The following is an 11,748-nucleotide window of genomic DNA, read 5'->3' on the forward strand; positions in this document are numbered from 1 at the left end:
CCAAAAATAAATTAATATCAATAAGAAAGGGCGCAGAGAAACCTATGCGCCCTTCCAAGGTCTCGGGTTGAAAGTGGTTTACTTCCAGCCAGCCTCGTTAAAGATTTTCTGCGCTTCGGGCAGGTTCTTGGCAACGTCGGACAGGCTCACCTCATCCGCGTTGAAGTCACCCAGTGCTTTGACCGAGTCTGCAAGCTCTACGCCATCGACCGCAGGGAACTCATCGTTGCCGGCCGAGAAATACTGCTGGGCCGAGTCGCTGGCCAGGTATTCCAGGAACAGGATCGCGTTCTCCTTGTTTGGTGCATTTGCGGCAACACCGGCACCCGATAGGTTCATATGTGCGCCGGTGCTGTTCTGGTTGGGGAACACCCAGCCGATCGAGTCGATGTCCGAAGACACGCCTTTGACGTCTTTGCGGATGGCCCGCGCAAAGTAATATGTGTTCGACACGGCGATGTCACATTCGCCTGACACCAAACCACGCAGCTGATCGGTGTCGCCGCCCTGCGGTTCTCGCGCCATGTTGGCGACAATACCTTCGGCCCAGGTTTTGGCAGCCTCAGGACCGTCATGGGTGATGATGGATGCCAGCAGGGTCTGGTTGTAGGTATTTGTCGAAGACCGGATGCACACCAGGCCTTCATAATCGGGCTTTGCCAAATCGGCATAGGTGGCGGGCGGGTTGGTCAGGTTTTCCTTGTCATAAAAAATGATTCGACCGCGTTGGGAAAAACCGAACCATTGATTGTCGCCGTCTTGCAGATTGGCGGGGATACGCTCTTCCAGAACTGCGCTTTCAACCGGTTGCAAAATGCCCGCGTTTTTGGCGCGTTCAAGGCGCGAGGTGTCCACGGTCAGCAATACATCGGCAGGTGAGTTCGCGCCCTCAGCTTCCATCCGTGCGATCAATTCATCAGCCTTACCTTCGATACGGTTGATGGTGATCCCGGTCGCCTCTTCAAAATCGCTATAGAGGCGTTCGTCAGTGTCGTAGTGGCGCGAGGAATACAGGTTCAATTCTCCCTCGGCGGCGACAGTGGTTGACATCAGCGCCAACAGAGCGGCGGTAGCGCAGGTAGAGGGTTTCAGCATCATATCTCTCAACATTGTGAATCGTTGCATTTATTCCTGAGTGAAACAGTCAATGATACGATTTTTCTGCGAATGCAAGTAAATCCGACAAAAAAACTTGGAAAAATGATTGTCGTCTTCAGACGCCAAGATTCCAATGATCTGCACGTCCTTTTTGTCACGTCAGCTGGGGGCGGCGGCTTGCCGGTGCAGCAGCGTTGAAAACGTCAGGCATACTGTGCGCACAAAAAAACCGCACCCAAGGGTGCGGTTCCTTTATTACAACTGTGCGTAAGTCTTAGCCTTGACGTGCTTTGAACTTGCGCTGCGTCTTGTTGATCACGTAGACGCGGCCTTTGCGACGCACAACCCGGCAATCACGGTGCCGGTTCTTGAGCGAGCGGAGCGAGTTCCTGACCTTCATGGGTCTGTCTCCAATCTGCGGCGCCTTCATCAAAGACGTGGCCAGCGCCTGGGTTAGCGGGTGCCCCGGATACCCGGAACAGTGAAACGATGGTGGGCGGTACAAGGATCGAACTTGTGACCCCTTCGATGTCAACGAAGTGCTCTACCGCTGAGCTAACCGCCCACGAACCTTTGCGTTACCCTGCCCCAAAACGAAATGGGGCGCAGAGACCCGCGCCGGTAGCGGGGTCTATAAAAGGACTCGCCAAGGGGTTCAAGGGGTTTGGCAGAACTATTTTCCGGTCTATGTTCGATCTGAACAAGGAGTCACCATGCAGAACATCCCTTATGTACTGGATATGCCGACCAGCCGCACATCTTGCGTTGTTTTTTCGTCTCCTCACAGTGGTCGGAACTACCCGCAATCGCTTTTGAAGCGGACGGTTTTGAACGAAAGCATGATTCGGTCGTCGGAAGATGCCTTTGTAGACCAGTTGTTTTCTGCAGCGACCTTGTTTGGCGCGCCGATGATATCGGCCGTAATGCCGCGCGCCTATCTGGACCTGAACCGCAATGCGGATGAGCTGGACCCGGCATTGATACAAGGTGCGCGCCGCTCTGGACATAACCCGCGCGTCGCGTCGGGCCTTGGGGTGATTCCGCGCGTCGTGGCGAATGGGCGCGCGATTTATCGCGGGAAGCTGACCATGGATGAGGCGCGTCTGCGCATCGACACTTGTTGGCGTCCTTATCATGCGCGCGTCAAATCCTTGCTGAAGGAATCCCACGACGCATTTGGGCAGGCGATCCTGGTTGATTGCCACTCGATGCCGCATGAAGCTGTTGCGATGGTCGGCAGTTCAAAAACCAGTCGCCCTGATGTGGTTTTAGGGGATCGGTTCGGCGCGTCGGCCTCAGCCGAGGTTGTGGACAGAATCGAAGCAGCCTGCGTCGCCGCCGGTTTGAATGTCGCACGCAACGCGCCCTTTGCCGGGGCCTATGTCACCCAGACCTATGGCCGCCCCGCCCGCCATCAGCATGCGGTTCAGATCGAAGTTGATCGGGCGCTGTACATGGATGAAGTCAAAATAGAACCGAACGAGAATTTCGCAGCATTTCAGGAAACACTGCGCGATATCATCCGGGATATCGCAAGCATTGGAAATGAATCGCTGCGTCTGGCGGCCGAGTAGACTCAGCGCAGGGCGCGGCCTTTTACAATCGCATCGCTGCCAAAACGGCGTCGGATTTCGTCCGTTGCGCGTTCAGCCTGCGACCGCTGGGTTGCTGCAGGGTCCAGCAAATCGCCAGAGATGTCGGCCTGCGACTCGGGACACAGGTCTGACAGGCCAACCCCTAACAGGCGATATGGCCCTTGGTCCCCGACCTGATCAAATAACCCGCGGGCGGTGCGATACAGACGGTCTGCGATCTGCGTGGGGTCATGCAATGAGACACGTCGTGTGATGATCTTGTGGTTTGATCTCTTAAGCTTCAATGTGACGACCCGGCCAGCCAATCCTTTGGCCTTGGCGCGATCGGCAACCTTTTCAGCCATGCGCCAAAGATGACCGTCCAGAATGTCGAGACTGGCGGTATCCTCGAAAAAAGTGGTCTCGTTGCTGATGGATTTCATCGGCTCATGGGCCGAGACGCGCCTCTTGTCCTGCCCGCGCGCCAAGTGCCACAGCCGATAGCCCATGGAGCCAAACCGCGCTGTCAGCGTCTCTTGGTCCCAGCGCAGAAGATCGGAGAAGCTGCGGATACCCGCACGATCAAGAGACGCCTGCGCAGCGGGGCCGATACCCCAGATCAGTCGAACGGGTTTGTCATGCAGAAACTCGGCGGTTTCGGCCTTGCCGATCACTGAAAACCCGCGCGGCTTGTCGAGGTCCGAGGCGACCTTGGCCAGGAACTTGTTATGTGACAACCCAATCGAGCCGGTCACGCCCAGTTCATCTTTCATCCGCTTTACCAGTCGCGCCAGCATCACGGCGGGCGGGGCACCGTGCAGGCGTTGGGTGCCGGACAGGTCCATGAAAGCTTCGTCCAGCGACAGGGGTTCAACGACCGGGGTCAGCTCGTCCATCATTTTGCGAATCTCGCGTGAGACCTCGGCATAGACAGACATGCGCGGCTTGATAACCACTGCATCTGGGCAAAGCTGGAGGGCTTTGAACATTGGCATGGCCGACCGTACCCCACGGATGCGCGCAACGTAGCAGGCCGTGGAAACCACGCCGCGACGGCCGCCACCGATTATTACGGGTTTGTCAGCCAGTTCCGGATTGTCGCGTTTCTCGACCGAGGCATAAAACGCATCGCAATCCATATGCGCGATGGACAAGTCGAAAAGTTCGGGGTGCATCTGGACGCGCGGGCTGCCGCATGCAGTGCAGCGCCGTTCATCCGTCAATGTGGTCAAGCAATCTCGGCAGAGACCGGGCATGTAATTTTCCCGCCTTCCGTGCGATCCCGTCAGCGGTTTGCATATACCAACCGCCACGGATGCGCAAAGAGTTGGCGCGTATAGACATCATAGTCTTTGTTCAGAAGAAGACCCCCCGCGAAGTGGCGGGGGGAGGTAACGGACCACAGGAAGAAACGGTCCGCGGGGAGTATTACCTGTCTAGAATCGCTAAAAAACGGGGGTTTCGATAGCGCCTAGGTCACACTTGGAAAACTCGTGTTTTGCCTGTGTGTTTTGGGGCACAGGGACGAATTGGGGGCAGTCCGTAGAAAAGTGACGCAAGGTCAACTGGTTGCAGGGCGATTCAGCGCGGAATCCCGCCGTTTTTGTTTGGCGTTTCAGTGCCGTGTCAAGGAATTTAACTCAGCAAGAACCGCCTCTGCCGCGGCCTTTGGATTCTCTGCCTGATAGATCGGACGCCCGACAACGATGTGGTCGGCGCCATCGCCGATTGCACCGGCGGGTGTTGCAACGCGTTTCTGATCGCCTAATGCCGCACCCGCCGGGCGCACACCGGGCGTCACGATCAGACGACCTTCGGCTTGGGGCAGGGCGCGGATCAGGGCAGCTTCGCGGGGGCTGGCGATGACGCCATCGGCACCGGCCTCAAGCGCGCGGGCCGCCCGTTCTACCACCAGCTCTTGCACGTCGCCTTCTTTCATCAGGCAGGCATCCAGATCCTCGCGATTTAGCGAGGTAAGGATGGTGACGGCCAGAATCTTCAAATCTTTGCCCGAAGCGCCCTCTTTCGCCGCGCGCACCACGTGGGGGTCGCCATGAACGGTCAAAAAATCCAGATCGAACTGCGCCAACCCGCGCACCGCATTCTCTACCGTATTGCCGATGTCGAACAGTTTCATGTCCAGAAAAATGCGCTTGCCGTAATCCTGCTTGAGTTCGTTCGCCAAGGCCAATCCGCCGCCGGTCAGCATTCCCAGCCCGATTTTGTAGAAGGACACGGTATCCCCCAATCGCTGAGCCATTGCCAATCCCTGCAGGGCGTTTGGAACATCTAGGGCAACGATCAGGCGGTCATCGGACATCGGGCAGGCTCCTTTTTGGCAAACGCCTGCGTCCTAGCGGGTTCCGCGCCCGCTGTCCATGCAGGACAGTCCTTGGATCAAGATCACGCAGATAGGACGAGATTGTGTTATGCTGCCGGTTCCATAAGCGCGATTAACGGATGGGGAGAGCATGAGACAAGTGTTGATAGCAGGACTCCTGATGGCTCTGGCGGGATGTCAGGACACATCACCGCAAAGCGGGGAATCGAACACGGTCAACGGACCGCCACCCAATGATGATTTGCGGTTCGTACGCGGGTATCGATCAGGTGATGACGATTGTCAGTTGACCGGAGAAACTTCGTTTACAATCAATTTTCTGGATGACGCTGCAGACTTGGTTTCCTGTCCGACGGGCAGTGATGCAGACCGGTCATTGGTCGAAATGTACCCTGCGCGCGAAGTGGCGCAAACCGGCGGCTATACGGTTTACTCGATCCCGCGCCGATAGGCCGTTTGGTCGCGAATCTGAGATTTAGACACTTGAACGAACGAAGATATTTCCCAGATTGGAATTGAGGCCCAGATCGACGCGTGCCGCCAAGCGGGCGCGTCACACCTAGGGCGCTTGGAAAAGGAGAATAACATGGACTTGAACAAGTTCACCGAGCGGGCACGGGGATTCGTGCAGGCCGCGCAAACGATTGCTCTGCGCGAGGGGCACCAGAGGCTGGAGCCCACCCATATACTCAAAGCATTGATGGATGACGATCAGGGGCTTGCCAGCAATCTGATCACACGCGCGGGCGGCGCACCCACCCGTGTGGTTGAGTCGTTGGATGCTGCGATGGGCAAGATTCCGAAGGTCAGCGGTGACTCCGGTCAGATCTACATGGACGGCCAGACAGCGAAGGTACTGGACGAAGCCGCCAAGATCGCCACCAAGGCAGGCGACAGTTTCGTGCCGGTGGAGCGTGTTCTGATGGCGCTATGCATGGTAAAATCAAAAGCCAAAGAGGCGTTGGAAGCCGGTGCCGTATCCGCGCAAAAGCTGAACGAAGCGATCAACGATATCCGCAAAGGGCGCACCGCTGACAGCGCGTCTGCAGAGGAAGGCTATGACGCGCTGAAGAAATATGCGCGCGACCTGACCGAGGCTGCGGCTGAGGGCAAGATCGACCCAATCATCGGGCGGGATGAGGAAATCCGCCGCTCGATGCAGGTTTTGTCGCGTCGCACTAAGAACAACCCGGTTCTGATCGGTGAACCCGGCGTCGGTAAAACCGCAATTGCCGAAGGCATGGCCCTGCGCATTATCAACGGCGACGTGCCGGAATCGCTGAAGGACAAGAAGTTGCTCGCGCTCGACATGGGCGCATTGATCGCCGGTGCGAAGTACCGCGGTGAGTTCGAAGAGCGTCTCAAGGCCGTTCTGACAGAGGTGACCGAAGCCGCCGGAGAGATCATCCTGTTCATCGACGAAATGCACACGCTGGTCGGGGCCGGCAAATCCGACGGCGCGATGGATGCCGCCAACCTGATCAAGCCTGCGCTTGCTCGGGGTGAGCTACATTGTATCGGCGCGACCACTTTGGATGAGTACCGCAAATACGTCGAAAAAGACGCAGCCCTTGCGCGCCGGTTCCAGCCTGTGATGGTGCAGGAGCCGACGGTCGAAGACACGATCAGCATCCTGCGCGGAATCAAGGAAAAGTACGAGCTGCACCACGGTGTGCGCGTCTCGGACTCGGCGCTCGTGGCAGCGGCGACGTTGTCGCATCGCTATATCACCGACCGGTTCCTGCCCGACAAGGCCATCGACCTTGTCGATGAGGCGGCGTCACGGTTGAGGATGGAGGTAGATTCCAAACCCGAAGAACTCGATCAGCTTGATCGCCAAATCCTGCAGATGCAGATCGAGGAAGAGGCGCTGAAGCTTGAGGACGACGCGGCCTCGAAGGATCGACTGGAAAGCCTGCAAAAGGATCTGGCCGAACTGCAGGAGAAATCCGCTGAGATGACTGCCCAGTGGCAGGCTGAACGCGACAAGCTTGCCGGTGCGCGGGATCTGAAGGAACAGCTCGACAAAGCGCGGGCCGATCTGGAGATCGCCAAGCGGGAAGGCAACCTCGCCAAGGCGGGTGAACTGTCTTATGGCGTCATCCCTGAGCTTGAGAAAAAGCTGACCGAAGCCGAAAGTCAGGAAAGCAACGCCATGATGGCCGAGGAAACGGTGCGTCCGGAACAGATTGCGTCCGTTGTCGAACGCTGGACTGGTATCCCAACCTCGAAGATGCTGGAAGGCGAGCGTGAGAAGCTGCTGCGGATGGAAGATGATCTGCATTCTCGCGTGATCGGTCAGGATGCGGCGGTGACTGCCGTGGCCAATGCTGTACGCCGGGCGCGGGCGGGTCTGAACGACGAGAACCGCCCGCTGGGCTCGTTCCTGTTCCTAGGCCCGACCGGCGTGGGTAAGACCGAACTGACCAAAGCCGTGGCGAATTTCCTGTTCGACGACGACAACGCGATGGTCCGCATCGACATGTCCGAGTTCATGGAGAAACACGCTGTCGCCCGTCTGATCGGTGCCCCTCCGGGCTATGTCGGGTATGACGAAGGTGGTGTGCTGACCGAAGCCGTGCGGCGCCGGCCTTATCAGGTCGTGCTGTTTGACGAGGTCGAAAAGGCGCACCCGGATGTGTTCAACGTGCTCCTGCAGGTTCTCGACGATGGTGTTCTGACCGATGGTCAGGGTCGCACCGTGGATTTCAAGCAGACGCTGATCATCCTGACGTCGAACCTCGGCTCTCAGGCGCTCAGCCAGTTGCCCGAAGGTGCGGACAGTGCGCAGGCGCGGCGGGATGTGATGGACGCGGTCCGGGCACATTTCCGGCCCGAATTCCTGAACCGTCTGGACGAAACGATCATTTTTGACCGGCTCAAGCGGGCCGATATGGATGGCATCGTCGATATCCAGATGGCACGCCTGCAGAAACGTCTGGCGGCCCGCAAGATCGAACTGGCCCTGGATGATAGCGCAAAGGAATGGTTGGCGAACGAAGGCTATGATCCGGTGTTTGGCGCGCGTCCGTTGAAACGTGTGATCCAGCGTGCCTTGCAGAACCCGCTGGCCGAGGCGCTGCTGGCTGGCGAGATCAAGGATGGTGAGACTGTCCCGGTCAGTGCCGGGGCCGACGGTTTGATCATCGGCGACCGGTTGGGTACGTCAGAACGCCCGCGACCGGATGATGCCGTGGTGCACTAAGCGCTCTTAAACGAACGTGAAGCCCGCCCTTTCCCAGGGCGGGTTTTTCTGTCACGAACCCTCTGAAATTGTTGGAAAGGAATTCTTCTGCATGGCGAAAATGAACTGGGCGCAGTTGTTGAATACGGATACCTACGACAACAAACAGGAACAGGCCGAGCGCCCATCATATGTCATTGCCGCAGACAGGATCACCTTTTCTGCCCCGTTCCGCCGATTGGCGAACAAGACGCAGGTCCATCCGCTCTATGACAATGATCATCTGCGCCATCGCCTGATCCATTCCGAAGAAGTGGCAAGTGTTGGCCGGTCCATTGGGATGCAAGTCGGTGTTTGGTTGGCCGAGGAAAAGCTCATTGCTCCCGAGGATGCTCATAAAGTGGCGGGCGTCGTGCAGGCGGCCTGTCTGGCTCATGACGTCGGAAATCCGCCTTTCGGGCATTCCGGCGAAGAGGCAATTGGCAAGTGGTGTTCAGATAAACTCCGCGGAGGTTCACCCGTCTTTATGGGAATCGCGGGGGATCGCTGGCAGGAGTTCGAGAAATTCGAAGGCAACGCGCAGGGCTTTCGCATTCTGACCCGGCTGGAGATGTACCGGAACCAAGGGGGTATGTGCATGCCCAATGCGGTTCTGGGGGCATTCATGAAATACCCGATGGGGGCCGAGACCTCGAAACGATTCAAGGACAAGCTGGCCCAACCCTATGTTGGGGCCAAGAAATTCGGGTTCTTTGAAACTGAGCGAGCGTATTTCACGCAAGCAGCTCAGGCGATGGGATTGCCCGAGGCGCAGGGCCTTGACGGCCAAAGCTGGTGGCGGCGGCACCCGCTGGTCTATCTGGTCGAGGCAGCCGACGACATCTGCTATAACATCGTCGATCTGGAGGATGGGTATTCGGCGGGCGACCTGTCTTTTGAAGAAGTTCAGGGTCTTTTGTCCGCCTTCGCCAATAGCCCAAGCAGCAATCAGGGCGGCTATAGCAAGTTCGAAGAAATTGGCTATTTGCGCGCCCGTGCCATAGGCGCCGCTATCACAGCCTGCGTTGATGCCTTCAAGGCAAGCCACGACGCGATTCTGGATGGTAGCTTCTCGGATTCGCTTATCGGAGTGTCTAGCCGCGCCAAAGACTTTGCCAAGATTGAGAAACTGGCGCGAGAGCAGCTTTTCAAGGCACCGCGCAAGACCCGGCTTGAAGTCAAGGGTCGCAACGTGATCCGAAAGGTGCTGGATGGCCTATGCCCGGTGTATGAGGAGCTTGCCCGACGCAGTTGGCAGCAGGATGAACTGCCGGACTACGAGCGGCAACTTATAAATGCTGTCAAATTGGATCTGCGCGACGTCGTTGATGTGTATACCGCCTTGCATTCCCTGACCGACTTTGTTTCGGGTATGACTGACAGATACGCGGTGCAGATTTCAGACATGCTGTCTGGCTGAGGCACTCTGAAAGCTGATTCAAAGGTTGATTCAGTCGGTGAGACGGCACCAGTTTCTGTTCAAAGCCCGGCCATTGACCCATTAGCGAATGCTCCGCTGCTGCTGGCCGAAATAGTCCACCGACTGTGTTCATCTGCTTGACCTGTGCGCGATGCGCTAAGCCGTTTACCCAACCTGAATAACGCTTGGAAATGCCCGAGCGTTACAATCTCGTCTCTGAATCGTTACGCCTGTTTTCTTGGTGCTGTGGTATCAGCGGACTATCTCGTACAATAGCAAGCTTGACGACGGAGACACACATGGCGCATCGCTGGACCAACACATTGACACATGCAGACGTTACCCCACGGGCGGCGTTCCTGAACCGGCGTCAGGTCATGGCCGGGCTGGCGGGTGTCGGGCTGGCTCATTTGGCGCAAGGTGCCTCGGCGCAAGAGGCGTTGGAGCCCAACGCCTGGGAAGAGATCACCTCGTACAATAACTACTACGAGTTTGGCACCGGAAAGGATGATCCGGTAAGATACGCGCATGCGCTGACCACTGAGCCGTGGAGCGTCAAGATTGACGGTCTGGTCGACAATCCCGGCGACTATGACTTCAAAGACATCATGTCCGAGATGACGGTCGAAGAACGCATATACCGTTTCCGATGCGTCGAGGCGTGGTCAATGGTGATTCCGTGGAACGGGTTCGAACTGGCCGACCTGCTGAACATGGCGGGTGTTCAGGAAGGCGCAAAATACGTTGCCTTCGAAACTGCCCTGGTTCCAGATGAGATGCCCGGAGTGCGCTATCCGGTTCTGGACTGGCCCTATCGCGAAGGTCTGCGCCTGGACGAGGCGATGCATCCCCTGACAATGATCGCTACCGGCATATACGGTCGCCCAATTCCCAACCAGAACGGCGCACCGCTGCGTTTGGTCGTTCCGTGGAAGTACGGATTTAAGTCGATCAAATCGATCGTGCGGATTACCGTCACGGATGTTGAACCTCCGACAAGTTGGAATATGGCAAACCCGCGCGAGTACGGCTTCTACAGCAATGTGAACCCGAATGTGGATCACCCGCGCTGGTCTCAGGCGTCGGAGCGAAAAATCGGTGGTGGCCTGTTCGCCAAGCGTGTTCCGACGCTCATGTTTAACGGCTACGAGAAAGAAGTGGCAGGGCTGTACGAGGGTATGGACCTGACGAAGTTCTATTGAACCTATGCAACGCGTGAATCAGACATTGCGTCAGCTTCCTGTCTGGGTCGTCTATTTGCTTGGGGCGCTTCCGGCGCCCTGGCTTTTTTATCAGGGGCTGACCGGCGGCCTGGGCGTAGATCCGATTGAAGCGCTGGAGCATCGATACGGAGAGCTAGCGCTCCAGCTCTTGATCGCCGTTCTGGCGATTTCGCCTCTGCGCCGGTTTGTTGGGTTGAACCTGCTGAAATTTCGTCGCGCCCTTGGTGTTCTGACCTTTGCCTATGTCAGCCTGCATCTTTTGGTCTGGTTGGTGCTGGATGTTCAGGTGCCCAGCCAGATCTGGGCCGATATCGTGAAACGCCCCTATATTACGGTTGGCCTGGCCGCCTATGTGTTGATGATCCCGTTGGTGGTGACATCGAACAACCTGTCTGTTCGCAAGCTGGGCCCACGCTGGCGCAATCTGCAACGTCTTGTATTCCCGGCGGCTATTCTGGGTGGGCTTCATTACGTCATGCTGGCCAAGGGTTTTCAGGTCGAGCCGTTGATTTATCTGTCTCTGATCATCGGGCTTCTTCTTCTCCGTGTGCCGTTTCCCCGGCTTCTGACTCGTCTTCGCCGGGCCGATTCCGCCTGAACCAAAACTGAGTCTGTGGGTAACTCTGCTTAAATGCCGGAACTTGGCGTTTCACACTGCATGTGCTTAAAAGCATGCGACAGAATATTCTTCTTAAGTGTCTGTTTATAATAATAAAAACACTGAACGGCGATTTTTTTCCTGAATCTCGAATTTTCTGCTTGCGGTGTGTGTGAGTAATACTTAGAACCCCCTTCACCGGCGCTGCTGAGGCGGTTGTTGGGTCGCTGGAGACGGCGGGGACGCACTGGAGAGACGGTGGGACGCTCGG

Annotated in this window: 11 protein-coding genes and 1 tRNA gene; 6 read left to right on the forward strand and 6 right to left on the reverse strand. The window is 57.2% G+C overall.

Annotated features, from left to right (window positions below):
* Window positions 1-78: 78 nt before the first annotated feature.
* The 3 genes from LCM21_RS19505 to LCM21_RS19515 form a co-directional block, all read right to left on the reverse strand.
* Window positions 79-1,095 (reverse strand): Fe(3+) ABC transporter substrate-binding protein, encoded by a 1,017-nt coding sequence (locus LCM21_RS19505; RefSeq protein WP_224892092.1) that lies wholly within the window; start codon window positions 1,093-1,095, stop codon window positions 79-81.
* A 277-nt stretch (window positions 1,096-1,372) separates the two neighbouring features.
* Window positions 1,373-1,498, reverse strand: coding sequence for a type B 50S ribosomal protein L36 (ykgO, locus tag LCM21_RS19510; RefSeq protein ID WP_068338904.1), 126 nt, complete (start codon window positions 1,496-1,498; stop codon window positions 1,373-1,375).
* Window positions 1,499-1,588: 90 nt separating this feature from the next.
* Window positions 1,589-1,663, reverse strand: a tRNA-Val gene (locus tag LCM21_RS19515).
* 148 nt (window positions 1,664-1,811) lie between these two features.
* On the opposite strand from LCM21_RS19515, the gene LCM21_RS19520 reads away from it, so the two are divergent.
* Window positions 1,812-2,672, forward strand: coding sequence for an N-formylglutamate amidohydrolase (locus tag LCM21_RS19520; RefSeq protein ID WP_224892076.1), 861 nt, complete (start codon window positions 1,812-1,814; stop codon window positions 2,670-2,672).
* Window positions 2,673-2,674: 2 nt separating this feature from the next.
* Here the strand turns inward: LCM21_RS19520 and LCM21_RS19525 are convergent, their stop codons facing one another.
* On the reverse strand, window positions 2,675-3,928 hold the full coding sequence (locus LCM21_RS19525; protein WP_224892077.1) for a DNA polymerase IV: 1,254 nt from the start codon (window positions 3,926-3,928) through the stop codon (window positions 2,675-2,677).
* 359 nt (window positions 3,929-4,287) lie between these two features.
* On the reverse strand, window positions 4,288-4,992 hold the full coding sequence (gene pyrF / locus LCM21_RS19530; protein ID WP_224892078.1) for an orotidine-5'-phosphate decarboxylase: 705 nt from the start codon (window positions 4,990-4,992) through the stop codon (window positions 4,288-4,290).
* Window positions 4,993-5,173: 181 nt separating this feature from the next.
* Between pyrF and LCM21_RS19535 the strand changes: the two genes are divergently transcribed.
* The 5 genes from LCM21_RS19535 to msrQ all read left to right on the forward strand — a co-directional run bounded on the left by LCM21_RS19535 (window position 5,174) and on the right by msrQ (window position 11,477).
* Window positions 5,174-5,464: a hypothetical protein gene (locus LCM21_RS19535; protein ID WP_224892079.1), complete on the forward strand. Its 291-nt coding sequence runs from the start codon at window positions 5,174-5,176 to the stop codon at window positions 5,462-5,464.
* A 135-nt stretch (window positions 5,465-5,599) separates the two neighbouring features.
* Window positions 5,600-8,218 carry an ATP-dependent chaperone ClpB gene (clpB, locus tag LCM21_RS19540; RefSeq protein WP_224892080.1) on the forward strand — a complete coding sequence of 873 codons (2,619 nt, stop codon included), beginning with the start codon at window positions 5,600-5,602 and terminating at the stop codon, window positions 8,216-8,218.
* A gap of 91 nt (window positions 8,219-8,309) precedes the next feature.
* On the forward strand, window positions 8,310-9,656 hold the full coding sequence (gene dgt / locus LCM21_RS19545; RefSeq protein ID WP_224892081.1) for a dGTP triphosphohydrolase: 1,347 nt from the start codon (window positions 8,310-8,312) through the stop codon (window positions 9,654-9,656).
* A 299-nt stretch (window positions 9,657-9,955) separates the two neighbouring features.
* Entirely contained in the window at window positions 9,956-10,858 is a 903-nt protein-coding gene (msrP, locus tag LCM21_RS19550; RefSeq protein ID WP_224892082.1) for a protein-methionine-sulfoxide reductase catalytic subunit MsrP, read from the forward strand.
* Window positions 10,859-10,862: 4 nt separating this feature from the next.
* Complete coding sequence (gene msrQ / locus LCM21_RS19555; protein WP_224892083.1) at window positions 10,863-11,477, forward strand: protein-methionine-sulfoxide reductase heme-binding subunit MsrQ; 615 nt, start codon at window positions 10,863-10,865, stop codon at window positions 11,475-11,477.
* A gap of 29 nt (window positions 11,478-11,506) precedes the next feature.
* On the opposite strand, the gene LCM21_RS19560 is transcribed toward msrQ, so the two are convergent.
* Window positions 11,507-11,748, reverse strand: a 242-nt coding sequence (locus LCM21_RS19560; protein WP_224892084.1) for a hypothetical protein, incomplete at its 5' end; no start/stop codon positions are given.

This window comes from Ruegeria profundi (assembly GCF_020171505.1).
In the GTDB taxonomy this organism is placed as follows: Bacteria; Pseudomonadota; Alphaproteobacteria; order Rhodobacterales; family Rhodobacteraceae; genus Ruegeria; species Ruegeria profundi.